Genomic DNA, 26,366 nt, shown 5'->3' on the forward strand with positions numbered 1-26,366 from the left:
TCACACCCATGTCCGAAACCTGCGTCGTCGTGTCCGGCCTGTCCTTCTCCTGGCCCGACGACACCCCCGTGTTCGACGGGCTGTCCTGCACCGTCCCGGCCGGCCGCACCGGTCTCGTCGCGCCCAACGGCGCCGGCAAGACGACCCTGCTCAAGCTGATCGCGGGCGAGCTGCGGCCGTCGGCGGGCAGCGTCGTGGTCGACGGCGTGCTCGGCTACCTGCCGCAGGACCTGCCGCTGACCGGTGAGCCGACCGTCGCCGAGGTGCTCGGCGTGGCGCCGGTCCTGCGCGCCCTGGCGGCCGTCGAGTCCGGCGACGTCGACGAGGAGCACTTCACCACCATCGGCAACGACTGGGACGTCGAGGAGCGCACCCGCGCCCAGCTCGACCGGCTGGGTCTGGGCGACCTCGCCCTCGACCGCCGCCTGCACACGCTCAGCGGCGGCCAGGTCGTGTCCCTCGGCCTGGCCGCCCAGCTGCTCAAGCGGCCCGACGTGCTGCTGCTGGACGAGCCGACCAACAACCTGGACCTCGACGCGCGCCACAAGCTCTACGACGTGCTCGACGACTGGCCCGGCTGCCTCCTCGTGGTCAGCCACGACCGCGCCCTGCTCGACCGCGTGGACCGCGTCGCCGAGATCGACGGCGGCGAGGTCCGCTACCACGGCGGGAACTTCACCGAGTACGAACGGGCGGTCGAGGCCGCGCGGGACGTCGCCGAGAAGAACATCCGCAACGTGGAGCAGGAGCTCAAGCGCGAGAAGCGGGAGATGCAGCAGGCTCGTGAACGCGCCGCGCGCCGGGCGGGCAACGCGTCGCGCAACCTCGGCAACGCGGGGCTGCCCCGGATCTTCGCCGGGACCATGAAGCGCAACGCGCAGGAGTCGGCGGGCAAGGCGAGCGGGACGCACGCGGCGCGGGTCGACGCGGCCAAGACCAGGTTGGACGAGGCCGAACGGGCGTTGCGGGACGAGCAGAAGATCTCCCTGGAGCTGCCGCGGACCGCGGTGCCCGCCGGTCGGACGCTCTTCCTGGGCGAACGCCTGCGGGCGGGCCACGGCGACCGGCAGCTGTTCGCGGGCGAGGGCGTGGACCTCGCCATCCGGGGGCCGGAGCGGATCGCGCTCACCGGGCCCAACGGCGTCGGCAAGTCCACCCTGCTGCGGATCGTCCACGGCGACCTGGAGCCCGACGGCGGCGACGTCAAGCGGGCCGACGGCCGGATCGCCTACCTGTCGCAGCGCCTCGACCTGCTCGACGGCACGCGCACGGTCGCCGAGAACCTGGCCGAGGCCGCACCGGCGATGCCGCCGGCGCAGCGGATGAACCTGCTCGCGCGCTTCCTGTTCCGGGGCTCCCGGGCGCACCTCCCGGTCGGCGTGCTGTCCGGCGGAGAGCGGCTGCGCGCCACGCTGGTCTGCGTCCTGTTCGCCGAGCCGGCGCCGCAACTGCTGCTGCTGGACGAGCCGACGAACAACCTCGACCTGATCAGCGCCGGGCAACTGGAGCACGCGCTCAACGCCTACCAGGGCGCGTTCGTCGTCGTCAGCCACGACGAGCGGTTCCTCGCCGGGATCGGGATCGACCGCCGGCTCCGGATGGCGGACGGCCGGCTGCTGGAGGCCACCGGGCCCGCGACGGGCTGAACCGCGGCCGAAGCAGCCCTGACCGCACCAGACCGGGCTCCCGGGTCGTCTCCGGCGGTCGGCGCGCCCGGCTCGCGGTGGCCGCGTTGCCGATCAGCCGGCCGTCCGCCCTGCCGCTCGTGCCGGCCGGCCTGGGCGCACCGCGCGGGAGACGAATCCCGAACCACCTGTCCCCCACGCTGCGTGACGAACTGGAGGACGCGCCCGGCCCGGGCCGGGCGCGATCGTCCTCACGAGCCACGACCGCCGACCGCGTTCGCGGTGACGGGGTGCCGAGGTCTGCATCGCCTGGCCCGGTCCGGAACGCCGCAGGTCGGGAGGGCGGTGGTGGACGAGCGGGGTGAGGTGGGAAGGGGCGGCCCGGCCGCACTCGCGGGGTGGCGGCCGGGCCGGCGGGTGTTCAGCGCCGCCAGTCGTTGGGGCGGCTGGTGCGCCAGTCGTTGGGGCGGCCGTTGCCGGTGGTGATGGTGACGGTGCTCATGTGCTCTCCCGGGGTGCTCGACTCTGTGTGAGGGCTTGGTTACGGTGTCATCACCTGGTTAGAGGCGGTGACACCCAATGGTCGCGGGGAGCCGACGACAACGCGCATCCCCTCTGGGGTTGTGGCGTGGATGGTCGCTGTGGCGGCTGCCGCGCGCCGTGCTGGTGTACGTGCTGGGCGTCGAGGTGGTGGCGCTGGTCGCGGTGGCGTCCGTCGCGACGTTGACGCCGGTGACGAGCCGCCACTGGGTGTGGTTCGGGGTGCTCGCCGGCGCGGCCGTGGTGCACTTCGAGGCGGCACGCGGGCTTGAACGGGTGCGCGAGGTGGCGGCCGAGGGCAGCCCGTACGCGCACCCGCAGTCGATTTGGTTGTTCGCGGGCGTGCTGGTGCTGCCACCGCCGCTGCTGGCCGCGCTCGTCGCGGTGAGCTACGGCTACGGGTGGGTGCGCATCTACCGGCGCAGCCCGCTGCACCGCAAGGTCTTCTCCGCCGCCACGGTGCTGCTCGCCTGCTGGTCGGCGGGCGCGGTCCTGCTGGCCGCGCACCCCGACCCCGCGCTGCCGCACGCCGCGCAGCTGACCGGTCCGGTCGACCTGGGCGCCCTGGTGGCGGCCGGTGTCGCGTACTGGCTGGTCAACCTCGCGCTGGTGGTGGGTGCGATCCTGCTGTCCACCCCGGTCCGGCCGGGCCGCGACGTGCTGGGGCCGTTGAGCCAGCAGCTGGTCATCGCCGCGTCGATCGGGCTGGGCACGGGCCTGGCCGTGGTGCTGGTGACGGCGCCGTGGGTGGTGCCGGTGCTGGTGGTGACCATGCTCGGGATGCACCTGGGGCTGCTGCTGCCGGTCTACCGCACCGCCGCCCGGGTCGACGGCAAGACCAACACGCTGACCTCCGTGGCCTGGACCGAGCGGGCCGCCGCCGAGCTGACCCGCTCCGCCGCGACGGGCGCGCCGATGGCCGTGCTGCTGCTCGACCTCGACCACTTCAGCGACATCAACAACACCCGCGGGCACCTGGCCGGCGACCACGCGCTGCGCGCGGTGGCGGCCGAGCTGCGCCGCCAGGTCCGCGACGGTGACCTGGTCGGCCGGTGGGGCGGCGAGGAGTTCGTGGTGCTGCTGCCCGGCACCGACCCGGCCGACGCCCGGCAGGTCGCCGAGCGGATCCGCGCCGCGGTCCGCGAGCCGTTGACCGACGTGCCCGGCGGTGGCGTCGGCGCCGACGGCGCGCTGCGGATCACCGCGTCGCTGGGGGTGGCGGTGTTCCCCGTGCACGGCGGCACCGTGGACGAGCTGCTGCTGGCCGCCGACACCGCCCTGTACCGGGCGAAGAACAACGGTCGGGACCGGGTCGAGACCGCGCCGTCCGGCACCGCCGGCTGAGCGGGATGGTCGACGGGGACGCCGGACGGGCGCGGTACCGCGAGGTGTTCGCCTCGGCCGAGTTCCGGGCGCTGTTCGCCGCGCACACCGTCTCCACCATCGGCGACCAGTTCGCCCGGGTCGCGCTCACGGTGCTGGTGTTCCGCGACACCGGCTCGCCCGCGTGGGCGGCGATCACCTACGCGTTGACGTTCCTGCCCGACCTGGTCGGCGGCCCCCTGCTGGCGGGCCTGGCCGACCGGTACCCGAGGCGTGCCGTGATGGTGTGCTCCGACCTGGCACGCGCCGCGCTGGTCGCGCTGATGGCCGTGCCGGTCCTGCCGTGGCCGGTGGTGTGCGGGCTGCTGGTGCTGCTCCAGCTGGCCGGCGCACCGGCGGTGCCGGCCCGGACCGCGCTGTTGCCGCACGTCCTGCCGGGTCCCGCGTTCCGCGCGGGCGCCGCCGCGCTGTCCACCGTGAGCCAGGCCGCCCAGGTCGCCGGGTTCGCCGCCGGCGGTGTCCTGGTGATCGCCGTGGGCACGAGCGGCGTCCTGCTGCTGGACGCGGTGTCGTTCGCGATGTCGGCCGCCGCCGTGGCCCGGTGGGTGAAGAGCCGTCCCGCGCCCGGTGGTGGCGTGGCACGGCCGGGTTGGTGGCGTGCGATGACGGCGGGCGCGCTGTTGGTGTGGCGCGACCGCAGGCTCCTCGCGCTGGTCTGCTTCGCGTCGCTGTCGGCGTTCTACATCAGCGGCGAGGCGCTGGCCGTGCCGCTGGCCGACCAGTTCGGCGGCGGGCCGGTCGCGGCCGGGCTCCTGTTCGCCGCCTACCCGGCCGGGTGCGCGCTGGCGAGCCTGGTCGTGGCCACCCGCCCGGAGGCCGCCCAGCTGCGTGCCCTGCCCGTGCTGGCCGTGGCCACCAGCGCGCCGCTGATCGCGTGCGTCCTGCACCCCGGCCTGCCGGTCCTGGTGCTGCTGTTCGTGGCGTCCGGCGCCGCGTCCAGCTACCACGCCATCGCCTCGCCGACGTTCGCCCTGTGGACCCCGGACGAGGCCCGGGGCCAGGTCTACGGCCTGGCCGTGACCGCGCTCAAGATCGCCCAGGGCCTCGGGGTCGCCGCCGCCGGGCTCGCCGCCGAGCACGTGCCGCCGCACCAGGTCGTCGCGGCCGGCGGTGTGCTGGGCGTGCTCTCGGCGCTGGGGGTGGGTGTGCTGTGGCGGCGCAGCGGGGCCACCCGGGTGGGGCGGAGCGTCACCCGGTAGCGCGGACCTCGTGCCGTCAGCCCGCTCGCCGTTCGGCGGCGATGATCGCGTCCAGGTTGCCGCGGGTCGCCTCCAGCTCGCCGATGGCCTCGCCGATGCGGTCCCGGTGCTTGACCAGCTCGTCGACCAGCTCCGGGCAGCTCGGCAGCAGCAGGCCGTCGTCGTCGACCACGCACGGCAGCACCGCCACGATCTGCGCGATGTTCAGCCCGGCCGCGAGCAGGACCCTGATCCGCCGCACCGCGGGCACGTCCGCGTCGTGGTACGCGCGATAGCCGCTCGGCCGCCGTTCCGGGCGCAGCAGGCCGTGTTCCTCGTAGTACCGCAACGCGCGCTCGCTGACGCCGGTCCGCCGCGACAGCTCCCCGATCCGCACCCCGGCTCCCGCCTTGACTCTGACGTGGACGTCAAGGTTTAGCTTAACCGCCATGACACCCGTGACCGTCCTCGGACTCGGCCCGATGGGTCGGGCGCTGGCGACCGCGTTCGCCGCCGCCGGCCACCCCACCACCGTGTGGAACCGCACGCCGGGCAAGGGGGACGACCTCGACGCGACGACGGCGGGCACCGCCGCCGAGGCCATCGCCGCCAGTCCCCTCGTCGTCGTGTGCGTGCTGAACCACCAGGCCGTGCGCGCGGTTCTCGATCCCGACGCGCTGAGGGGCCGCACCCTGGTCAACCTCACCGGCGGTTCGCCGAGCCAGGCCCGCGAACTGGCCGCGTGGGCGGCGGAGCGCGGCATCGACCACCTCGACGGCGTGATCCTGAACGGGGTCGTCGGCGGGCCGGGGGCGGCGTTGCTCTACAGCGGACCGGAGGACGTCTACCGGGCGCACCGGACCACGTTGTCCGCGCTGGGCGAGAACGGGGTCCACCTCGGCGCGGACCCCGGTCGGGCGGCCGGGGTCAACGTGTCGCTGCTGGACCTGTTCTGGACGTCGATGTTCGGCGTGGTGCACGCGTTCCGGCTGGCCGCGGCGGAGCACATCGGCCCGGCCGAACTCGCCGGGCACGCGAAGGTGATGACCGCGCTGCTCCCCGGGCTCGTCGACGTGATCGCCGAGCACGTCGACGCGGACCACTTCCCCGGCGACGCCTCCACCCTCGACTCGGCGGCGGCGATCCTGGACGACGTCATCGACACCGTCCGCGCGAACGGCCTGGACGACGGCGTCCTCGGCGCCGGGCGCGCCGCCGTGCGACGGGCGATCGACGCCGGGCACGGCTCGGCCGGTTTCTCCCGCCTCGCCGCGCCCTGAGCCCGGTCGCGACGACGTCAGGCCGCGGGCAGCGAGACGAACCCCTCGCGCACCAGCCAGTCGCGGGCGACGATGGCCGGATCCCGGCCGTCGACGTCCACCTCGGCGTTGAGCCCGCGCACGGTGTCGTTGTCCAGCTTCGCCACGACGGGCGCCAACAACTCACCCACCTGCGGGTGCGCGCTGTGGAAGTCCTGGCGCAGCACGATCGTGGCGTTGTACCGGGGGAAGAACTCCTTGTCGTCCTCCAGCACGACCAGGTCCAGCGCCACGATGCGGCCGTCGGTGGTGAACACCTCGCCGAAGTTGCACAGCCCGGTGGACGTCGCGGTGTAGATCGTGCCGGTGCCGAACGTCTTGACCTCCGCGGCGACCGCGTCGAAGCCGTAGGCCTTCGCGACACCCGGGAAACCGTCGTCGCGGCTGACGAACTCGGTCTCCAGGCAGAACACGGCCTCCTCCGGCGAGCGGGTGATCAGGGCGGCCATGTCGGACGTGGTCCGCAGGCCGTTGGCCCGGGCGAACTCCGCGGTGACGGCGAACGCGTAGGTGTTGTCGATCGCCGAGTAGTCCAGCCAGACCAGGCCGTTGCGGGCCAGGTCGGCGTCGCGGACCGCTTCGTACTGCGCCCGCTCGTCCGGGATCGGCTCGGTGTTGCCCAGGTAGCTGATCCACCCGGTGCCGGTGTAGTCCCAGGACAGGTCGACGTCGCCGGTGAGCAACGCCTGGCGGGAGCTGTTGGAGCCCTGGATGTTGGTCATGTCCCGCACCTCGGCGCCCGCCGCCACCAGGGCGACCTCGGCGATGTAGCCGAGGACCTGGTTCTCGGTGAAGTCCTTGGAGCCGACCGCGACGTCCAACCCGGTCAGCTCGGGCACGGGCCGGATCGAGCCCGGACCCACCTCGAACGGCAGCGCGAACGACGACTCCAGCCCGCAGCCGGACGTCAGCAGCGCCATCGCCACGACGGCCAGTCGCGTGATCCGCCTCATCGCAGCCCCTTCGGTCCCAGGTAGGTCTCCACGAGGGCGCCGAGCCAGTCCACGAGCAGCGCGAGCCCGACCGCCAGCACCGCGCCGGTGACCAGCACGGGCACCCTGGCCAGCTTGTAGCCGGTGTCGATCAGCAGACCGAGGCCGCCGCCGTTGACGAACACCGCGAGGGTGGCCACGCCGACCGCGTGCACCAGCGCCGTGCGCAGCCCGGCCAGGATCAGCGGCACGGCCAGCGGCAGTTCGATCCGCCGCAGCACGGTCGCGGTGGACATGCCGATGCCGCGACCGGCGTCGACCAGCGCCGGGTCGACGCCCTGGAGCCCGACCACGGTGTTCCGCAGCACGGGCAGCAGCGTGTAGAAGGCGATCGGCAGCACCGCCGCCCACAGCCCTTCCAGACCCGAGACCAGGAAGAACAGCACCAGGATGCCGATCGCCGGTGACGCCTGGCCGATCGTGGCGATGCCGAGGAACAGCGGCGCGGCCCGGCGGGCCCACCGGCGGGTCAGCACGATGCCGAGCGGGACCGCCACGACGAGGACCAGCCCGGTCACGACCAGGCTGATCACCAGGTGGTCCCAGGTCGCGGACACCAGCGCGGACGCGGTGAGGCTCTGCCGCTCGATCGAGTCGAGGTCGCGGGTGAACGCCCACAGCAGCACGCCGCCGACCAGCGCCACCACGACGACCGGCTGGACCAGCAGGCGGAGCCGTTCGGCCCGCTGGGGCGAGGCGGCGGGGGTGGCGCCGGTCCGGAGGGCGGTCGCGGCCGTCACGCCTCCGCCTCCGCGTGCCCGTCGCGCAGCTTCTGCACCGTGCCGATCACGGCGTCCATCTCGACCAGCCCGACGTACTCGCCGCGCGAGCCGGTGACGACCGCCGCGCCGCCTTCGGTGAGGATGGCCTCCAGGGCGTCCTGGAGCGTCGACTGGAGCGTCACCGGGTCACCGACCGGCTGCGTCCGCCCCGGGCCGTGCACCCAGCTCACGGGCCGGTTGCGGGCGTCGAGCAGCAGCGCGTGGCGGTGCCCGGACGAGGCCAGCCCGCGGAAGACGTCGGCAGGTCGGTCGGTCACCGGGGCCGTCATCGCCTGGCTCAGCTCGACCTCGCGCACGCGGCGCAACCTGAGCTGCTTGAGCGACGCGCCGGCGCCGACGAACCCGGCGACCGTGTCGTCGGCGGGGTTGGCCAGGATCGCCTCGGGGGTGTCGTACTGGAGCAGGCGCGACCGGGGGCCGAGCACCGCGATCCGGTCGCCGATCTTGACCGCCTCGTCGAAGTCGTGCGTGACGAACACGATCGTCTTGCGCAGCTCGGACTGCAACCGCATCAGCTCGTCCTGGAGGTTGCCGCGCGTGATCGGGTCGACCGCGCCGAACGGCTCGTCCATCAGCAGCACGGGCGGGTCCGCGGCGAGCGCGCGGGCGACGCCGACGCGCTGCTGCTGGCCGCCGGAGAGCTGCCGGGGGTAGCGACCGCGGAACTCGGCCGGGTCGAGCCCGACCAGGTCCAGCATCTCGTCCACCCGGTCGGACACCCTGGCCCGGCCCCAGCCGAGCAGGCCGGGCACCGTGCCGACGTTCTGGCCGACGGTCAGGTGCGGGAACAGCCCCGCCTGCTGGATCGCGTACCCGATGCCCCGGCGCAGCTCGTCGGGGTCGAGCGACCGGGTGTCGGCCCCGTCGATGGTGATCCGGCCCGACGTCGGCTCGATCAACCGGTTGATCATCCGCATCGTGGTGGTCTTGCCGCACCCGGACGGGCCGACCAGCACCACGGTCTCCCCCGCCGGGATCGTCATGGAGACCGACTCCACCGCGGCCGCCTCGACGCCGGCGTAGCGCTTGGTCACGTCGAAGAGCTGGATCTCACTGGCCACGGATCCCCCTGGAGACGGTGTAGCGGCCGATCAGCGCGAAGGCCCCGTCCAGGACCAGCGCGAGGACGACGATGCCGAGCGTGCCCGCCACCGCCTGGTTGGTCGCGTTCGCGCTGCCCGCCCTGGTCAGGCCGGCGAAGATCTCCACGCCGAGGCCGGGGCCGCGCACGTAGGCGGCGATGGCGGCGATGCCCATCAGCATCTGGGTGGCGACCCGCGTCCCGGTGAGGATCGCGGGCCAGGCCAGCCTCAGCTCGACCCTGGTCAGCACGCCCAGCCTGCTCATCCCGACGCCGCGCGCCGCGTCGCGCACGGTGGGGTCGACGCCACCCAGTCCCACGATCGTGTTGCGCACGACCGGCAGCAGCCCGTACAGCACGAGCGCGACCACGGTCGGCGGCACGCCGAGCCCCAGCACCGGGATCAGCAGGCCGAGCAGGGCGAACGACGGGATGGTGAGGACCGCGCTGGTCAACGCCGTCGCGACGGCCGAGCCGAACGGGCTGCGGTGCACCGCGACACCGATGCCGACACCGATCAGCGCGGCCAGGACCGCGCACTGGACCACGGCGCTGACGTGCAGCAGGGCCTCGACCAGCAGTCGGTTCCACCGGTCGAGCACGAACTCCCAGAAGCTCACGTCACGGCCCCGGTCCGCCGACGACGCCGATCACGGTCCACGAAGGACGGATAACGCGACCCCCTTGTCCGAGACGCGCTGCCCGGAGCGCGGCGGCCCGTCGTCGCGGCACGGTCGTCGCGCGACGACGACAGGTGTCGCGCGGCGCACCGAACGGTCCTGGCACCGTACCGCCATCCTCCCCGTGGCGTCGCCGGTCGACCTGCCGATCACCTGACGATCCCGGGAGCGGTGCTCGCGTCGGGCGGCGGCGCGACCACCCGGGGGTACTGGCGATGGGCGAAGTCACCCACGCGCCCGTCGCGGCGTCGTCGGGCTGCGGTGGAATCCCGCCGCCCGCCTGGGTTCCGTCGACCGGGCGGCCGGCGCGCCCGGGGCCGGTCACCCGTTCGGTCGAGCACGCGGGCCACCGGGTCGACCAGCGCGAGGGATGTCCCGGGTACGGACGGGCAGACCTGCCCCGTCGGGCTTCCGGCGCACCCGTGCCACGTGGTGGGCTCAAGCCGGCTCCCTGCCGCCGGGCGGACGGGGGTTCCGGAGGACCGGTACCGGCCCCGGTGCCGGTGCGGAGGTGCGAGGCGATGAGGTCACACGAGGGCGGAGGTCGGGTGGCGGACGGTGTCACGCCCGAGAGGTTCGCGGGCGACCTGTTCCTCGACCTGGCGGCCAAGGGGTTGCTGGCGGTCGAGCCGGTGGAGGCCGCGCGGGTCATCACCGGCCTGGAGCGGACCCTGGAGGTCGTCCGGTCGCGCGCGCACCGGATCGAGGTGTCGCGGCGGCTGCGGAACGCGAACGGCGACGACATCGATCCGGACGTCGACCGGCTCGTGGTCGACGCGGTGTTCGCCGAGCAGGTCACCTCGGGCTCGTGGGAGCACGCACTGGTCGAGCTGCCGAAGTACATCGAGGCGTTCCGGATGGCGGCCCGCAACGCACCGCGGCGTGAGCCGTGAAGCCGACTCCGAGCGACATCGCGTCGTGCGACCTGCGGTTCGAGCTGGCCGCGGCCGTCGAGGACCTCCGCCACTACCGGGAAACCCACGACCGCACCACGGTCGACCTGATGCTCGCCTGGATCGACGCGCTGCTCGACGAGTGGAACCGCCGCCCCGGGCGTCGGTGACCCGCGAGCGCACGAGTTGGCCTGCACGAGCCTCGGCACGCACGGCTTCCCGGGCGTCGCCGAGCAGGGACAGCAGCCACTTGACCGGATCGGGAGCCGCACCAGCCCTCTCGGCCAGCTCGTGCTCGCGCCGCTCATCCGCCGCCAGGGCCACCGCGCCCAACCGCACCGGCCACACCACGAGCTTGCCGAACCACAGCCGCTTCACCACCCGCGCGCGGTTCCAGCTCGGCCTTCGCGCCGGGTCCACTGTGGCCTGCGGTGAACACGGCGACCGCGATTACCCGGACCGGCAGCCGGCGCACGACCTGGCCGACATCCTCCGGTCGCCGCCGACTCGACCGGGTTGAGCGGGTTGAGCGGGTTGAGCGACTTCCCCCGTAACCTCTTGACCGGCGGCTGCCCCGCCGTGTTGAGTTCGAGGCGGTCGAGTTCGAGGCACGCCGCACGTTCTCCACGCCGTCCGGGAGTCGTCCAGCGGACGTGAAGAATCCTTTTAGACGCGTTGGAGACCGCGTGAAGTCGCAGCTCGCAGACTCGGTGTCGCAATCCGAGACTGCGGGAGGTAGCGGTGGAGCGAATCCGGGTCGTCGTCCAAGCGGCGGATCACCTGAGCATGACTGGCCTGACCACCTACCTCGGTTCGAGGCCCGACTTGGAACTGCTGGACGGCCCCCTGCCCGCGAAGCCGGACGTGGTCGTCATGGCGGTCGACCGGCTGGGCGTCGAGGTGGTGGCGCGGCTGCGGCGGGCCGCCGCGCACGTCGGCGCGCCGGTGGTGCTGATCGTCGACGAGGTCGGCGAGTCCGACGTGCTGACGGCCGTGGAGTGCCGGATCGTGGCGATCCTGCCGCGTGCCTCGGTGACCGACCAGCTGGTGCTGCGCAACGTCCTGACCGCCGCCGCGGGCGGTGGTGCCATGCCGCCGGGCATGGTGGCCGAGCTGCTGCAGCACGTGCAGCGGTTACAACGGCAGGTGCTGGCCCCAGAAGGCGACCGCGACCGCTTGTCCGCTCGGGAGACGGACGTGCTGCGGTTGATGGCCGACGGGTTGGACACGGCCGAGATCGCGGGCCGGTTGTCGTACTCGGAGCGGACCATCAAGAACGTGTTCTACGGGATCACCACCCGGCTGAACCTGCGCAACCGACCGCACGCGGTTGCGTACGCCCTCAGGAAGGGGATGATCTGACATGCCGGAGGCCCGGGCCGCGACGAGGAGGGATCGAGCCACACTTCGGCACGTGGTCGACCTGGCGCTCGAGATCACCCGAAAGTGGCACAGGCGTCGGGGATGAATGGAAATGGTAAATTTGTTGCCGGAAAAGAAAGGGGTGGCACCACGGCCCAGAACGATGTGCCAACCGCCCCACCTCACCTCTCCGACCACCGCGTGCCCAGCCCACTTCCACGACTCAACCAACTCAGCCACACCTGGCCGACCACGCCGGCTCATAGCCGACCACATCCGCTCAGCCGCCTCGCTGACCCGGTCCGCCCTGACCCAGCCCACGCCGCCTCAGCCGACGCCGGCCCAGCCCACGGGCCGATCGAGCCCCACGCCCGATCCAGGCCCTATCCAGCCCGACGCGCCGGCCGAGCCCGCACCCGTCTCAGGACGACGCGCCGAGTCAGCGGGTCCGAGTCAGCCGGCTGCGGCTCAGCTCACCTCAGCCTGCCTCCTCAGCCTGCCTCCGCGACCTCCTCAGCCTGCCTCCGCGACCCGTGCGACGGCCCGCCTCACGTCCCACCGCGCGCCGAAGCCGCGGTAGAGGGTGATCGCCTCGCCGACGACGCCCTCGGCTTCCCTCGACTCACCGCGGCGGGCGAGTAGGACGGCCTGGTCCTCCAGGGTCTGCGCCAGCTCGAACGTCCGCCCGACCGCGCGGTAGTGGCCGATGACCGGGACCAGACCCTCCGGGTCCGAGGCCAGCACGCTCCGACACCGCCGGGCCGCAGCGGCGGCACGGGCTGCCCTGGTCTCCCGCGCGGCCTCCGCCTCACACGCTTCGACGGCCGCCCGGGCGGTCGCGTGGTCGTCGCACGCCAGAGCTTGCCGGACCAGCTCGGGCAGCCACTGGTGCCGCAGCATCATGTCGGCGTACCGGGTGTCGAGGATCGTGCCGAGCACCGAGACCGCACCCGCGTGATCGCCCTCGCGTGCCGCCGCCATCGCCTGCGCGGCGACGAGGAAGTCGCAGTTCTCGCGGTACGCCTCGGTCACCAGGGGCAGGGTCAGCCCGGTGGTCAGGTGCGTGTCGAGCCGCGCGCCGTCGTCCCGGTGCGCGGCGATCAGCGCGACCACGCCGTGCAGCAGCACGGGAGCGCCCTCGCGCAGCCCGAAGCCGGTGAACTCGGGGTCGCCGCCGACCGCCTCCAGCCGCCCCACCGCCTCGTCCCACCCGCCGAGCCAGAACTGGTGCACGGCGGCGGCCAGGTGGAGGCCCGCCACGGGGGTGCCGCGCCCGGCCAGCTCGAACGCGGTCCGCAGGCTCGACGTCGCCTCGTCCAGCCGGTCCAGGCACTGGAGCGTGAAGATCCGGTTGTCCAGCAGCAACAACCGCAGGTCGGTGAGGCTGACGTCCGTGCCGACCACGTCGAGCGCCTGGTCCAGGTACGCCACGGCACGCGGGTAGTCGCGGCGCACCGCCTCGACCTGCCACAGCACCTCCAGCGCCTGGCCGATGGCGAACGGGTCGGCGGCCCGCTCCCCCGCCTCGATGGCCGCCCGCGCGGCCATCGAGGCGCCGTTCAGCTCGCCCATGCCCGCCCGCTGCACCAGGGCCAGCAACGACAACAGCCGCGCACGCCACATGTCCGACAGCACGGGATCGGCCAACGCCTCCCGCGACGCCCTCACCGCCTCCTCCGCCCGCGCGCCCCGGTAGGGCATGTACGCCAACGTCCAGCGCACCTCCGCGATCAGGTCCGGCGACCGCAACCGCGGCAACGCCCGGCGCGCGTGCTCCTCGGCCTCGGCGTCCCGCCCGATCCGGAACAACGCGCTGCTGAGGTGCGCCGTCAACGTCGCGTCCCGCTCGTCCCGCGCCACCGACGACCCCAGGCACCGCTGCAACAGCTCGACCGCCACCAGCGGCGCGCGGTAGACCAGGGCGGGTGCTTGCGCGACCAGCCAGTCGACCACCCAGGGACCCACCTCGCCGGACGCGGCCAGCAGCTGCTCCGCCACGTGGTCCACGGGCGCGCCGGACGCGGCGAGCGCCTGCGCGGCCTGCTGGTGCAGCGCGGTGCGCAAGGCGGCGGGCGTCCCCTCGTACAGGGCCTGCCGGATGAGCGGGTGCCGGAACGCCATCCGGGGGCCCGCGTCGCGCAGCACGCCCGCCGCGACGGCCTCCTCCAGCCGGCCGGCGAGGCCGAACACGGGTGTGCCGAGCACCACCGACAGGTCGCCGACCGCGAACTCGCCGCCGAGCAGGGCGGACCACCGCAGCACCTCCCGGGTGGGGTCGGACAGGAAGTCCAGCCGGCCGGTCACGGCGGACACCAGCGACACGGGCACCCGGTCCAACGCGTGCGCGGCGACGTCCGCGATCCCCGTGTCGACCTCGACGACCCGTTCCCGCACGAGGGCGTCGGCGACCTCCCGCAGGTACAGGGGGTTGCCGCCGGCGCGGGCGGCGATCCGGCGCAGCCCCGGTCCGGGCGACGCGCCCACCAGGCGCCCGACGAGGCCGGCCACCTCGACGTCGGCCAGCGGCGCCAGGTCGAGCACCGCGCCGCCGCCCGACTCGACGTCGCGGCGCAGTCGCGCGACCTCGGCCCGGTAGGGCACCGGCCTGGCCGCGCCGACGAGCAGCAGCGGCAGCCGCCGGGCCACGGTCGTCAGCCGGTGCCACACCTGGGTGCTGGTCTCGTCCGACCACTGGAGGTCGTCCAGCGCGAACACGAGCGGGCCGTCCGCGCACAGCTGTTCCACCAGGGCCACCAGCCGGTCGACCGCGCCGAACACCGGGTCGGCGTCGGCGAAGATCGATCCGGCGGGTCGTTCCTGGCGCAACGCCCGCGCGGTCGCCGCCCGCCTGGGGTCCGGTGACCGCGTCTCGACGCGCAGGCAGTCCAGGGCGAGCCGCAGCGGGAACCGGCTGCCCAGCTCGTCGGCCACGGCGTGGGCGACCTGGTGCCCGGACCGGGTGGCCTGCGCCAGCAGCGCGGCCATCAGCGCCGACTTGCCGATGCCCAGCTCGCCTTCGATCCACAGCAGCCGGCCCGCGCCGGTGGTGACGTCGTCGACCACCCGCCGCACCGCCGCCAGCTCCACGTCCCGGCCCACGAGCTCCGCGGCGGGCAGCGGGTCGACGGGCGCCGCGGAGGACGGTCGCCGCGCGACCGTCACGGGTTCCGGGTCGGTGCCGCTGAGGATGTTCTCGTGCGCGGCGCGCAGTCGTCGTCCCGGTTCGACTTCCAGTTCCGCGACCAGGACCCGGCGGGCGTCCCGGAACACTTCGAGTGCTTCCGCGCTGCGCCCGGACCGGTGCAGGGCGAGCATCAGCAGTTCCCGTGCCCGTTCCCGCAGCGGTTCCTCGGCCACGAGGTCGGCCAGCTCGGCGACGACCTCGCCGTGCGCGCCGGAGGCGAGCGCGGCCTCGGCGCGCAGTTCCCGCGCGGTGGTCCGCGCTTCGCCGAGCCTGCGCCGCTGCGCCTCGGCGAACGGGCCGGTCAGCCCGGTCAGCGCTTCGCCGTGCCACAACGCCAACGCCTCGTCCAGCGAGCGGCGGGCGGCGTCGGGGTCGCCGTCGGCGAGCTGCCGCCGGGCGAGGTCGCGCGACGACTCGAACGCCGCGACGTCCAGCCCGCCGTCCACCCGCAGCCGGTAGCCGGAGCCGACCGACACCAGCGACCGGGCCGGGACGCCGCGCGGCCGGTCCGGTTCCAACGCCTTGCGCAGCGTGGACACGTAGGTGTGGACGCTGCCTTCCACCGTCGGCGGCGCGTCGGCTCCCCAGACGCCCGCGACGAGCTCGTCGCGTCCCACGCCCCCGGACCGCAGCGCCAGCATCGCGAACAGCGCGCGTGGCCGCGAGGAGCCCAGGTCCACCTCCCGCTCACCGGACCAGGCGCGCACCGTGCCCAGCAGTTCGACCCGCAACGCGCCCGTCATCCCGCAGACCACCTCTCGTCCGACACCCCGCCCACTCCCACCCCGCCCACGCACGCGCACCCACACCACCGCACACCGACCCTCAGCCGGCACCGAAGCATCCGGATTCCCTTCCCCCACCACGCATCCGGGCCCACGCCCGTCGCACGTCGTGCTCCGCGCCCAGCGCCTCGTACCCGGCCAGCGCCTCGCGGAACGCCGCCTCGGCCGCCGCGCGGTCACCTCGTGCCGCGAGCAGCACCGCCGCGTCCTCCGACGCTCCGGCCAGCTCCACCGGCCGGCCCACTTCCCGGTATCGCGCCACCGCCGCCAGCACCGGCTCCGGGTCGCCCGCGACCAGTCCTCGACAGCGGGCCTCGGCGGTGGACGCCCGGCCGGGCGCCCGTTCCCCCGCGGCCTCCGCGACGCATGCGGCCAGCGCGCGTTCGGCGAGGTCCGGCCGTCCGGTGCGCAGGGCCAGCCGCGCCACGTCGGGCAGCCACTGGTGCCGCGGCACGAGGTGCCCGGGTTTCGCGGTCAGCAGGGGTTCGACGGCGGCGAAGGCCTCGTCGGGCCGTCCCGCGCGCTCGGCCAGCACCGCGCGGGCGACCATCAGGAAGTCGCCGTGCTCCCGGTCCGCCGGGGTGACGGGCGGTTGTTCGGCGGCGGCCCGGAGGTGGTCCTCGGCCACCCGGACCCGGCCGCGCCGGGCGGCGATCAACGCGGCCACGCCGTGCACGAGCAGCACCGGGCCGCGTTCGCCCAGGGCCTGGCCCGGGTCGTCGCGCAGGACGTCCGCCTCCGCGAGCGCCCGGTCCCACCGGCCGCGCCAGTAGTCCTGCGCGGCGGTGGTGGCGGGCGGGCCGATCCCGTTGGAGCGGGCCAGGTCACGGGCGGCGCGCAGCACCTCGTCGGCCTCGTCCAGCCGGTCCAGGTTCTGCAGCGTGAACGCCCTGTCGGCGAGCAGTCCGAGGCGGAGCGTGCCGAGGTCGCGGCGGCCGTCGGTCAGGGCCAGCGCGCGGTCGACCCGCTCCAGCGCCTGCGCGTGGTCGCGGCGGACCGTGCTGACCTGCCACAGCCCTTGCAGCGCGTGTGCCGCGGCGAGGTCGTCGCGCACGTCCTCGCCGCGCCGCAGGGCGCGGTTCGCCGTCTCCTCGGCGGCGGTGACGTCGTTGAGGCCTTCCCGCTGCACCACGGCCAGCAACGACTCCAGCCGGGCACGCCACAACGGCGGCACCGCGTCGTCCGCCACCGCCGCGCGCAACGCGTCCGCGGCGTCCGTCACCTGGCCGTCCCGGTACTGGGTGTAGGCGAGGATCCAGCGCATCCCGGCGGCCCGGTCGACGTCCCTGGTGCGGGCCAGCACGTACCTCGCGGCGGCCTGCGGTGGTCGGCCGAGCCAGAACATCAAGGTGGCCAGCAGGGCGGCCAGCCGTTCCCGGCGTTCACCGTCCACAGTGGACTCGGCGATCACCGCGCGGAGCAGTCCGACGGCCGCGTCCGGCGCCTTGCCCACGAGCGTCACCGCGTGCGCGACCAGCCAGTCGGCGGCCCGCTCGTCCACCGTGCCGGGTGCGGCGGCCAGCTGCCCGACGACGAGCTCGACCGACGCGCCGGCCTCGGCCAGCGCGTCGGCGGCTTGGCGGTGCAGCGCGGCCCGGACACCGGCGGGCACGGAGAGGTAGAGCGCGCGCTGGACCAGCGGGTGGCGGAACGCCAGCTTCGGCCCGCCGTCGTCCAGGACGCCGGTGGCCGTCGCCTCCTCCACGGCGGCGACGAGATCGCCCAACGGGCGGCCGAGCGTGATCGCGAGGTCCCCGAGGGCGAACTCGTCGCCCAGCAACGTCGCCGAGCGCAGCACGTCCGCGGTGGTCGCGGACAGGAAGCCCAGTCGACGGGCCATCACCGACACCAGCGCGCGGGGCAGGTCCTGGTCGACGCCCGCCGTCGTCTCGGCCTGGCCGCCGACCACCCGGACCGCGCCCTCGCGCAGCACGACGTCGACGATGTCCTTGGTGTAGAGCGGGTTCCCGGCGGCGAGGGCGGTGAGCGCGCGCAGGCTCCGGCCGGGAGGCGCGCCGAGGCGCGCGGTCAGCAGCGCGGTGACCGAGTCGTCCGACAGCGGGCCGAGTTCGACGACCCGGCCGCCGGAGCCGACGACGGCCCGGCGCACCTGGTCGACGTCGGCCCGCCGCGGCACCGGCCGACCGGCGGCGACCAGCAGCAGCGGCCACCGGCGCACCACCCGCAGGAGGCGGTGCCACAGCAGGACGCTGGCCTCGTCCACCCACTGGAGGTCGTCCACCACGATCACCAGCGGCGCCTCGTCGCACAGCTCGTCGACCAGGCCGAGCAGGCGCTCGATCACCAGCGGCACCGGGTCGTCGGAGGCGTCGGCCGGGCCGCGCAGCGCGTGCGCCAACGCGGCACGGCGCGGATCGCCGGAGGACTCGGTGACGTCGAGGCAGTCGAGCAGCACCCGCAGGGGGGTGCGCGGCCCGAACTCGTCGCCCGCGGCCCACGCCACCCGGCACCCGGTCTCGGCCGCCCGGGACAGGACGGTGGCCAGCAGGGCGGACTTGCCGATGCCGGGTTCGCCACCGACCCAGACGGCGCCGCCGCGGCCGGTGACCAGGTCGGCGACGGCCAGGCGCAGCGCGTCCACCTCCTCGTCCCGCCCGACGAACACGGCCGGTTCGATCATCGGTGACGCGCCGACCCGCGGCGCCGGGACGTCGTCCGCCTTGTCCTCCAACACGATCCGGTGCGCCTGCCGCAACGCGACGCCCGGCTCGATGCCCAGTTCCTCCACGAGGACCCGCCGTGCGTCGTGGTAGACCTCCAGCGCCTCCGCCTGCCGCCCGGCCCGGTGCAGTGCGGTCATGTGCAGTGCGCGCAGGCTTTCCCGCACCGGGTGCTCCCGGGTCAGTGCGGCGAGGTCGGCGATCACGTCCTCGTGCCGGCCGACGACCAGCGCCAGCTCGGCGCGCCGTTCGGCGGTGGCCAGCCGCAGCTCGCGCAACCGCGACCGCTGCGACTCGGCGAACGGCCCGGGTACCCCGGACAGCGCCTCGCCCCGCCACAACGCGTGCGCCTGCTCCAGCTCGGCCAGCGCCAGCGCCGGTTCGCGGTCGGCCAGCTCCCTGGCCCGCTCGCGGTGGCGTTCGAAGCGGTGGACGTCCACGCCGTCGACCGGCACGCGCAGGCAGTACCCGGACCCGGCCGAGGTGAGCACGACCCCGGCGGACCGCTTGGTCCGCTCCGGCTCGAACGCGCGGCGCAGCCCGGAGATGTAGGTGTGCAGGCCGGCGCCGGCCGTCGCGGGTGGCGCGTCGCCCCACACCCCGTCGATCAGCTCGTCCTTGGACACCGCCTGCCCGGCCCGGAGCGCGAGCAGTGCGAACACCGCGCGCCGCCGGGCGGTGCCCAGGTCGACCTCGACCCCGTTGCGCCAGGCCCGGACCACGCCCAGCAGTTCCACCCGGACGGGGACAGCCGTCACCGCTTCCGCCCGTCGCGGCCGGCCGGCGGCGTCATTCGGCAGATCGCCCGCCGCGGCGCGCATTCCACCGGACGGGGAATGGCGTCCGCCGCGCATTCGACCGCCGACATCGGATCACCACACCCCTCATCCCTACGACCTGCGGCGATCGGCCCACCCGCCGAACGGGCGCGATCCCACTTACCAACATAGCCACGGGGAGCCACTCGGGTCGCCAACAGTAGCGGTAAACACGAGTGCCGCCGGAGGCGTGAAAGTCGGGTGGGCGGAAGCACTCCGGTCGACGCATTGGCCATTGCCGTCGATCCTGGACCAGTCGGATCGGCCGCGTGGGTGATCGGACGTCGTCTCCGTCCCATTTCGTCGCACACGACTTTCGCGACTCCGCTCACCGGCGTCGGTGAATGCGCGACCGCATCGGACGACATGAGACGCGGCCGGGTCGGTCCTGGTGCTGAAACCGCGGTGAAACCGCCGTGATCCGGTGCGGCGGCACTGTCGTCCGCATGACGAACATCCCCACTGAACCCGCGGTCGCGGTGACCGGCCTGCGCCGGTCGTACGGCGGTCGCGTGGTGCTCGACGGCATCGACCTGCACGTGCCCGAGGGCACCGTCTTCTCGTTGCTCGGCCCCAACGGCGCGGGCAAGACCACGGTGGTCCGGATCCTGTCGACCCTGATCCGCGCCGACGCGGGCGAGGCCCGGGTGTGCGGGCACGACGTGGTCCGCGAGGCCGACCTCGTGCGGGCCGCGATCGGTGTCACCGGCCAGTTCGCCGCGGTGGACGACTTCCTCACCGGCGAGGAGAACCTGCTGCTCATGGCCGACCTGCACCGCCTCGGCCGGGCCGAGGGCCGGCGGCGCGCGGCGGACCTGGTCGAGCGGTTCGACCTCGGCGAGGCGGTGAGGAGGGCGGCCGCGACGTACTCGGGCGGTGTGCGGCGTCGGCTCGACCTCGCCATGGGCCTCGTCGGCGACCCGGAGGTGATCTTCCTCGACGAGCCGACCACCGGGCTCGACCCGCGCGGGCGGCGCGACGTGTGGCAGGCCGTGCGCGACCTGGTGGCCCGGGGCGTGACGGTCTTCCTCACCACGCAGTACCTGGAGGAGGCGGACCAGCTCGCCGACCGGATCGCCCTGCTCGACCGCGGCGTGATCGTCGCCGAGGGCACCCCGGCCGAGCTCAAGCGGCTGGTGCCGGGCGGGCACGTCGAGCTGCGGTTCGCCGACGACCGCGCCCTGGTCGGGGCCGCCGCCGCCCTCGGCGTCGCGCCGGGGCCGGCCGACGGGTCCCTGGTCCTGCGGGTGCCCGGCGACGGCGGCGTCCGCTCGCTCAAGGCCCTGCTCGACCGCCTCGACGCCGCTTCGGTCGACGTGGACGGGCTGGCCGTGCGCACGCCCGACCTCGACGACGTGTTCTTCGCCGTGACCGGCCGGCCCGCTTCGACCACCGTTCCCGCCTCTCCGGAAGTGACCGCCCGATGACCACGATCACCCTCGCCGTGCGCGACTCCACCACGATGCTGCGCCGCCAGTTGCGGCACATGGCCCGCGCCTGGTCCATGACGCTGATGCTGCTCGCCGTGCCGATCGTCTTCCTGCTGCTGTTCGTCTACGTGCTCGGCGGCACGCTCGGCGACGGCCTGGGCGACGCGTCCGGCGGGTCGGGCGGTCGCGGCGCCTACGTCGACTACGTGACGCCCGGCATCCTGCTGATGACCATCGCCGGCGCCGTGCAGGGCACCGCGATCTCGGTGGCGATCGACATGACGACGGGCATCATCGCCCGGTTCCGGACCATGGCCATCGCGCGGGTGTCGGTCCTGACCGGGCACGTGCTGGGCAGCGTGCTGCACACCCTGTTCAGCCTCGCCGTCGTGCTGGGCGTGGCCGTGCTCGTCGGGTTCCGGCCGAACGCGACCGCGATCGAGTGGTTGGCGGTCACCGGCGTGCTCACCGCGACGGCGTTCGCGCTCGTGTGGTTGGCCGTCGCCATGGGCCTGGTGACGAAGAGCGTCGCGGCGGCGAGCAACCTGCCCATGCCGCTGACGCTGCTGCCGTTCCTCGGCAGCGGGTTCGTGCCGACGGACTCGCTGCCGGCCGGGCTGCGGTGGTTCGCCGAGCACCAGCCGCTCACGCCGGTCATGGAGACGCTGCGCGGCCTGCTCCTCGGCACGCCGATCGGGCACGCCGCCGTGCTCGCGCTCGGCTGGTGCGCCGTGATCGCGCTGGTCGGGTACGGGTGGGCGAAGTGGCTCTACAACCGGGACCGCTGACCCGGTCCGCCCGGCCTCAGCGGTCGAGCGGGTCCGCGGCCGGGCGTTCGCGCAGCAGGTCCAGCGCCGCCGCGCGGAGGCCGGCCCGGTCCAGGGCGGCGTACGACGACACCGCTTCGTCGTACGCCGCCCGGTCGGCCCGCTCGGCGTCCGCCCGGACCGAGGCGGCGGACATCGTCGGGTGGAAGTCACGCGGGAACCGGAAGCGCTCGGCCAGCGCGAGCATCCGGGCCGCCGACCGCGCGAGGCACGGGTCGCCGGCCCGTCGGGCGCGGGCGAGGTCCGCGGTGGCGACGGCCACCAGCAGGGTGCCGCAGGTCGACTGCTCCGCCAGGTGCGGCGGCGGGTCGGCCGGCGGGCGGGTCAGCAGGTCGGTCAACGGCCCGGGCAGCGCGTCGGCGACGTCGGCGACGAGGTCGAGCCGGTCGTGCCGGGCGTGCGCGACGACGGCCACCGACCGCGCTTGCGCCACCCACGGGTCCAGGTCGGACGGGACGCCCGCGTCGCGGACCCGGTCCACGGCCCGACGCCACAGCCTCAGCCCCGCCTCCACCTCGCCCCGGGCGAACCGCACCTCGGCCCGGATGCCGAGGTCGTAGCCGACCGACTCGGCCTCCTCCTCGTCCAGCGCGACCCGGGTGAGACCGGCCAGCCACCGCTCGGCCTCGGCCGTGTCGCCCAGTTGGAGGTGGGCCAGCACGAGCCACGCCCGGACACCGACCTCGTCGACCCGGGCGCCCAGCCGGCGCAGCAGCGGCAGGGCCGCGATCAGGTGGTCGCGGGCTTCCGCGCCCCGCCCCGCGCGCAGGCAGATCTCGGCGATCCGGCCGTGCCCGAACGACCGCGGCCACGGCAGGTCGCGCTCGGTGAACACGTCGAGTGCCAGCCGGGCCGCCGCCAGCGCCGCGTCGACGTCGCCGAGGGCTTCCCGGTGGTAGCCCGCGAAGGCGTTCGCGACGCCGGCCACCAGCGGCTCGGCGCTGTCGCACAGGCGGCGCAGCTCCGCCGGGTCGCCCAGCGCGGCGACCACCCAGCCGATCGCCCGGACCACGGTGTCCGGCCGCGCCACCCCGAGCCGGCGCAGCGCGACGACCGACCGCGACGGCCGCGGCCCCTCGGAGCCGAACGCGTGCGCCACGGCCACGGTCAGGGCGGTCCTGGTCACCTCGACGAACGCGGGCTCCGGCCGGTAGCCCGACAGCGGCCGGGAGGTCTGCCGGATCAACGCCGTGAGCCGCGGGTAGTTCGACTCGAGGCTCCACCTGCCGCCGAGGACCGCGGTGACCGCCGCGACGGTGGGCCGGTCGTCGCGGTCCAGGGCCGACCGGAGCGCCTGGAGCAGGTTCTCCTGCTCCGCCGTGACCGCGGCGGCCGTGTCGTAGGGGTCGGCGTCGAGCAGGTTCGCGTGCTCGGCCATCCCGAACGCCCGCGCCCACCCCAGGAACGCGGTCGTCACGTCGTCGGCCTCACCCGCCGCCGCCGACCGGGCGGCGCTGAACTCCCGGACCGTCTCCAACATCCGCAGCCGGGTGCCCGAGGGGGTGTCGGCCACCTTGAGCAACGAGTGGTCGACCAGGTGCTCCAGCACCTCGTCCACGTCACGCGTGGTCGTGGGCAGCGCGTCGAGCAGCACGCGCGCGGCGTCGGCGGTGAACCCGTCGGTGAACGCCGACAGCGCCCGCATCGCCGCCTGACCGGCCGGGTCCAGCAGGTTCCAGCTCCAGTCCACGACGGCGTGCAGCGCGTGGTGGCGTCGCGGCGCGTCCCGGGCGCCGCCGCGCAGCAACGCGAACCGGTCGTCGAGCCGCCGGGCGATCTCCGCCACGGACATGACCCGCACCCGTGCGGCGGCCAGCTCGACCGCGAGGGGCAGCCCGTCGAGGCGTCGGCACAACCGCGCCACGTCCGCCTCGGGCAGGTCGACGCCCGGCCGCGCCGCCCGCGCCCGCTGCCCGAACAGCTCCACGCTCGTCGCCAGGGTCAGCTCCGGCAGCGGGTAGACCGACTCCGACGTCAGGCCGAGCGGTGTCCGGCCGGTGGTGAGGACGCGCGGCTCGGCGGTCAGCGACACCAGGGTCCGGACCAGGTCGGCGACGCCGGCGACGACGTGCTCGCAGTTGTCCAGCACCAGCAGGGACGGTCCGGTGGCGAGCTTGGCCGCGATGGCGGCGGCGACGTCGCCCGTGACGTGCCCGCCCGGCGTCCGGTGCCCGCCCACGCCGAGTGCCATCGCCACCTCGTGCGCCACGTCGTCGTCGGTGACGATCGCCGCCAGCGGCACGACGATCACCGTCGACGCCTCCGCCCGGCGGGCGACGGCGTGGGCGAGCCGGGTCTTGCCGAGGCCGCCCGGTCCGACGATCGAGGTCACGCGGGAGGTGCGCAGCAGCGCCCGCACGGCGGTGACGTCGTCGTCCCGACCCAGCAACGGGTTCGGCTCGTGCGCCACGCCGTGCCGGACCGCGGGCGACGCGCCGCGGAGCAGCCTCCGGTGCTCGGCCAGCAGCGACGGGCCGGGGTCCGCGCCCAGCTCGTCGCGCAGCGCCCGCCGGTAGGCGTCGTAGCGGGCCAGCGCGGTGGCCGGGCCGACCGTCGCCGCCTCGCACCGCAGCAACTCGACCAGCACCTCCTCGTCACGCGGGCGTGCCGCGGCCGACTCGGCCAGCGGGCCGATCGCTTCGGCGGGCCGGTCGAGGCGGGCCAGGGCGAGCGCGCGTGCCCGGACCAGCGCGCGGTAGGTGGCGGTCCGCTCCGCGCGCAACGCGTCGACCGGTCCTGCCTCCTCGCCGGGATCACCCGGATCGCCGGTCCACAGCGCCAGGCCGGCTTCGGCGTGCGTGAGCGCGGCGGCGTGGTCGCCCTCCCGCGAGCACCTCGCGGAGTCCTCGGCCCGGACCGGCGCCGCCGAGCTGTCGACCTGCTCCTCGGTCAGCGCCAGCCGGTACCCGGTCGGGGTCCGGACGATCAGGTCGGCGCCGAGCAGCGACCGGGCCCGGGACACCAGGACCTGCACGGCCTTGGGCGGGTTCGCCGGCCGCTCGTCGGGCCACAGCCCGTCGACCAACCGCCCCGTGCCGCAGCCGGCGCGCAGGTCGGTGGCGAGCAGCGCGACGAGACCGCGCAGTCGCGGACCCGCGATCTCCCGGCCGCGGAACGACACCCCGGACAGCAGGACGAGATCGGGGGTCACGGCGCCAGCGTATCGACCCGGGCCGCGCGGCTAGGACACCCGGCTCGACGCCCGCATCCGCAGTCGGCGCGGCCGGATCACCGCCGCGGTGGCCGGTCGGACGTCCTCCTCGCCGGGCAGGTGCGCCAACCGCCACCGGGCGACGATGGACGCCAGCGCCAACGTGGCCTCCATCAGGCTGAACTTGTCGCCGATGCACTTGCGGGCGCCGTTGGCGAACGGCACGAACGCGTGGCGCGCGGGTTTGCGCGCCGGGTCCCAGCGGTCGGGGTCGAAGCGGTGCGGGTCCGGGTGGAGGTCGGCGTTGTGGTGGATCGGGTACGGGCTGTAGGCCAGCACCGTGCCCGCCGGCAGCGGGTGCCCGCCGAGCTCGGTGTCGGCGGTGACCTCGCGGGTGAGGATGTACACCGGCGAGCGCAGGCGCAGCGTCTCGGTGATCACGCGCCCGGTCAGCTCCAGCGCGGGCACGTCCTCGGGTCCCGCGATCCGCCCGGCCAGCACGGCGTCCACCTCGGCGTGCAGGCGGCGTTCGACGTCGGGGTGGCGGGCGATCAGGTGCAGCGCCCAGGCGAGGGTGACGGCGGTCGTCTCGCTGCCGGCGAGGTGGAAGGTGAGCATCTGGTTGACCACCTCGTGGTCGGACAGCGTCCGGTCCGCGCCGGTCGACTCCTCGTCGTACCCGGCGAGGAGCGCGGACAGCAGGTCGCCCCGGTCGCCGCCCTCCTCCCGCCGGTCCCGGACGATCGCCTCGATCATCGCCCTGATCCGGGTGTGCGCCCGCTCGAACCTCACGTTGACCGGCAGCGGCAGCCTGGTGAGCGCCTTGGGCATCATCATGCGCGGCAGGACGTCGGCGGCGAGCACGTCCGCGTCCTCCTGCGACCGCTTGAGCTCGGCGGGCGTCAGCGTGTCGGAGAACATGGTGGCGGTGAGCACGTTCGTGGCGAGCATGCCCATCTCCGCGGGCACGTCGAGCACCTGCCCGTCGCGCCACGCGCCGACCCGGTCGGCGATCTGCGCGGACATCGTGCGCCCGTACGCGTCGAACCTGCCGACGTGGAACGCGGGCTGGAGCAGCCGCCGCTGCCTGCGGTGCTCGTGGTGCGGGCAGGTGGACAGGTTGTTGCCGACCACGTCCCGCACCCGGTCGGCGAACGGACCGCCCTTGTCGAACGTGCGGTCGTCGAGGAACATCCGCTGCGCCAGCTCGGCGTCGCAGACCACGACCGCCTTGACCGGCCCGAGCGCGATCCGGACCAGCGGCCCCTGCCGGGCGAGCGAGCCGAGGAACGCCAACGGGTCGCGCATCATCGGCCAGGCGTGCCCGATGAGCGGCAGCCGACCTCGTGCCATGGGAATCCGCATTGCCGTGTCCACTGGGACGCACCTCCCGCGCTCGTGCCCCCATGGTGGCGGTTCCGGCGCGGTCCGTCGACTACGGTTTGCCGATCGGGCCGTTCACACAGCGCGGTCCGACCATTCGACCGGCCCGATCTCGCGGAGGAGTGCGACCACGTCGTGCGGACTTTCCCGACGGCTTCCGGTCCGGTGCGCGAATCGGATCGTTTCCGACCATTCGCGGTTCAGCGCGCGAATGGTCCGCGATTGTCCTCCCGGTGAATTCGGGGCGCGCCGGTGACGACGCGGGGAACGCT

18 protein-coding genes are annotated in these 26,366 nt (G+C 74.6%); 9 read left to right on the plus strand and 9 right to left on the minus strand.

The features are described from left to right. The first annotated feature begins 8 nt into the window (after positions 1-8). From ACQPYE_RS23055 to ACQPYE_RS23065, 3 genes are all read left to right on the plus strand, one after another. Positions 9-1,646 carry an ABC-F family ATP-binding cassette domain-containing protein gene (locus ACQPYE_RS23055; protein WP_498714375.1) on the plus strand — a complete coding sequence of 546 codons (1,638 nt, stop codon included), beginning with the start codon at positions 9-11 and terminating at the stop codon, positions 1,644-1,646. A 600-nt stretch (positions 1,647-2,246) separates the two neighbouring features. After that, positions 2,247-3,509: a GGDEF domain-containing protein gene (locus tag ACQPYE_RS23060; RefSeq protein WP_498714376.1), complete on the plus strand. Its 1,263-nt coding sequence runs from the start codon at positions 2,247-2,249 to the stop codon at positions 3,507-3,509. A gap of 5 nt (positions 3,510-3,514) precedes the next feature. Further along, positions 3,515-4,747, plus strand: coding sequence for an MFS transporter (locus tag ACQPYE_RS23065; protein ID WP_498714377.1), 1,233 nt, complete (start codon positions 3,515-3,517; stop codon positions 4,745-4,747). Between the two features lie 16 nt (positions 4,748-4,763). Here the strand turns inward: ACQPYE_RS23065 and ACQPYE_RS23070 are convergent, their stop codons facing one another. Then, entirely contained in the window at positions 4,764-5,123 is a 360-nt protein-coding gene (locus ACQPYE_RS23070) for a MerR family transcriptional regulator (RefSeq protein WP_498714378.1), read from the minus strand. Between the two features lie 52 nt (positions 5,124-5,175). On the opposite strand from ACQPYE_RS23070, the gene ACQPYE_RS23075 reads away from it, so the two are divergent. Then, on the plus strand, positions 5,176-6,006 hold the full coding sequence (locus ACQPYE_RS23075; protein ID WP_498714380.1) for an NAD(P)-dependent oxidoreductase: 831 nt from the start codon (positions 5,176-5,178) through the stop codon (positions 6,004-6,006). A gap of 17 nt (positions 6,007-6,023) precedes the next feature. On the opposite strand, the gene ACQPYE_RS23080 is transcribed toward ACQPYE_RS23075, so the two are convergent. The 4 genes from ACQPYE_RS23080 to ACQPYE_RS23095 are packed head-to-tail and all read right to left on the minus strand — an operon-like array spanning position 6,024 to position 9,520. Further along, positions 6,024-6,998: a glycine betaine ABC transporter substrate-binding protein gene (locus ACQPYE_RS23080; protein WP_498714381.1), complete on the minus strand. Its 975-nt coding sequence runs from the start codon at positions 6,996-6,998 to the stop codon at positions 6,024-6,026. Further along, positions 6,995-7,777: an ABC transporter permease gene (locus tag ACQPYE_RS23085; protein WP_498714382.1), complete on the minus strand. Its 783-nt coding sequence runs from the start codon at positions 7,775-7,777 to the stop codon at positions 6,995-6,997. The genes ACQPYE_RS23080 and ACQPYE_RS23085 overlap by 4 nt, the downstream gene beginning before the upstream one ends. Next, positions 7,774-8,880, minus strand: a complete 1,107-nt coding sequence (locus ACQPYE_RS23090) for an ABC transporter ATP-binding protein (protein WP_498714383.1) — start codon at positions 8,878-8,880, stop codon at positions 7,774-7,776. The genes ACQPYE_RS23085 and ACQPYE_RS23090 overlap by 4 nt, the downstream gene beginning before the upstream one ends. After that, the gene (locus tag ACQPYE_RS23095) at positions 8,870-9,520 is read right to left on the minus strand and encodes an ABC transporter permease (protein WP_498714384.1); all 651 of its coding nucleotides are present in this window, start codon (positions 9,518-9,520) and stop codon (positions 8,870-8,872) included. Before ACQPYE_RS23095 ends, ACQPYE_RS23090 begins: the two co-directional genes overlap by 11 nt. A gap of 581 nt (positions 9,521-10,101) precedes the next feature. Between ACQPYE_RS23095 and ACQPYE_RS23100 the strand changes: the two genes are divergently transcribed. From ACQPYE_RS23100 to ACQPYE_RS23110, 3 genes are all read left to right on the plus strand, one after another. Further along, positions 10,102-10,473, plus strand: a complete 372-nt coding sequence (locus tag ACQPYE_RS23100; RefSeq protein ID WP_498714385.1) for a hypothetical protein — start codon at positions 10,102-10,104, stop codon at positions 10,471-10,473. Beyond that, a complete protein-coding gene (locus tag ACQPYE_RS23105; protein ID WP_498714386.1) occupies positions 10,470-10,643 on the plus strand; it encodes a hypothetical protein in 174 nt (57 codons plus the stop codon). Before ACQPYE_RS23100 ends, ACQPYE_RS23105 begins: the two co-directional genes overlap by 4 nt. Before the next feature lie 616 nt (positions 10,644-11,259). Next, positions 11,260-11,835: a helix-turn-helix transcriptional regulator gene (locus ACQPYE_RS23110; protein ID WP_498714387.1), complete on the plus strand. Its 576-nt coding sequence runs from the start codon at positions 11,260-11,262 to the stop codon at positions 11,833-11,835. 513 nt (positions 11,836-12,348) lie between these two features. Here ACQPYE_RS23110 and ACQPYE_RS23115 read toward each other — a convergent pair. Beyond that, entirely contained in the window at positions 12,349-15,762 is a 3,414-nt protein-coding gene (locus ACQPYE_RS23115; protein WP_498714388.1) for an ATP-binding protein, read from the minus strand. 82 nt (positions 15,763-15,844) lie between these two features. After that, a complete protein-coding gene (locus tag ACQPYE_RS23120; protein ID WP_498714389.1) occupies positions 15,845-19,243 on the minus strand; it encodes an ATP-binding protein in 3,399 nt (1,132 codons plus the stop codon). A 506-nt stretch (positions 19,244-19,749) separates the two neighbouring features. Here ACQPYE_RS23120 and ACQPYE_RS23125 point away from each other — a divergent pair. Continuing rightward, entirely contained in the window at positions 19,750-20,730 is a 981-nt protein-coding gene (locus ACQPYE_RS23125; RefSeq protein ID WP_498714390.1) for an ATP-binding cassette domain-containing protein, read from the plus strand. Continuing rightward, the gene (locus ACQPYE_RS23130) at positions 20,727-21,521 is read left to right on the plus strand and encodes an ABC transporter permease (protein ID WP_498714391.1); all 795 of its coding nucleotides are present in this window, start codon (positions 20,727-20,729) and stop codon (positions 21,519-21,521) included. The genes ACQPYE_RS23125 and ACQPYE_RS23130 overlap by 4 nt, the downstream gene beginning before the upstream one ends. A gap of 16 nt (positions 21,522-21,537) precedes the next feature. Here the strand turns inward: ACQPYE_RS23130 and ACQPYE_RS23135 are convergent, their stop codons facing one another. Together ACQPYE_RS23135 and ACQPYE_RS23140 are read right to left on the minus strand one after the other, a co-directional pair. After that, positions 21,538-24,711, minus strand: a complete 3,174-nt coding sequence (locus tag ACQPYE_RS23135; RefSeq protein WP_498714392.1) for an ATP-binding protein — start codon at positions 24,709-24,711, stop codon at positions 21,538-21,540. 30 nt (positions 24,712-24,741) lie between these two features. Beyond that, positions 24,742-26,064, minus strand: coding sequence for a cytochrome P450 (locus ACQPYE_RS23140; protein ID WP_498714394.1), 1,323 nt, complete (start codon positions 26,062-26,064; stop codon positions 24,742-24,744). Positions 26,065-26,366: the final 302 nt, after the last annotated feature.

This window comes from Actinosynnema sp. CA-299493 (genome assembly GCF_050946825.1).
Taxonomy (GTDB): Bacteria; Actinomycetota; Actinomycetes; order Mycobacteriales; family Pseudonocardiaceae; genus Actinosynnema.

Excerpts from the sequence above, each read along its gene's own strand:
- ACQPYE_RS23055 (WP_498714375.1), top strand. The coding sequence starts at position 9 with ATGTCCGAAACCTGCGTCGTCGTGTCCGGCCTGTCCTTCTCCTGGCCC.
- ACQPYE_RS23065 (WP_498714377.1), top strand. The coding sequence starts at position 3,515 with ATGGTCGACGGGGACGCCGGACGGGCGCGGTACCGCGAGGTGTTCGCC.
- ACQPYE_RS23075 (WP_498714380.1), top strand. The coding sequence starts at position 5,176 with ATGACACCCGTGACCGTCCTCGGACTCGGCCCGATGGGTCGGGCGCTG.
- ACQPYE_RS23080 (WP_498714381.1), bottom strand. The coding sequence starts at position 6,998 with ATGAGGCGGATCACGCGACTGGCCGTCGTGGCGATGGCGCTGCTGACG.
- ACQPYE_RS23100 (WP_498714385.1), top strand. The coding sequence starts at position 10,102 with ATGAGGTCACACGAGGGCGGAGGTCGGGTGGCGGACGGTGTCACGCCC.
- ACQPYE_RS23110 (WP_498714387.1), top strand. The coding sequence starts at position 11,260 with ATGACTGGCCTGACCACCTACCTCGGTTCGAGGCCCGACTTGGAACTG.
- ACQPYE_RS23115 (WP_498714388.1), bottom strand. The coding sequence starts at position 15,762 with ATGACGGGCGCGTTGCGGGTCGAACTGCTGGGCACGGTGCGCGCCTGG.
- ACQPYE_RS23125 (WP_498714390.1), top strand. The coding sequence starts at position 19,750 with ATGACGAACATCCCCACTGAACCCGCGGTCGCGGTGACCGGCCTGCGC.
- ACQPYE_RS23130 (WP_498714391.1), top strand. The coding sequence starts at position 20,727 with ATGACCACGATCACCCTCGCCGTGCGCGACTCCACCACGATGCTGCGC.
- ACQPYE_RS23140 (WP_498714394.1), bottom strand. The coding sequence starts at position 26,064 with ATGGCACGAGGTCGGCTGCCGCTCATCGGGCACGCCTGGCCGATGATG.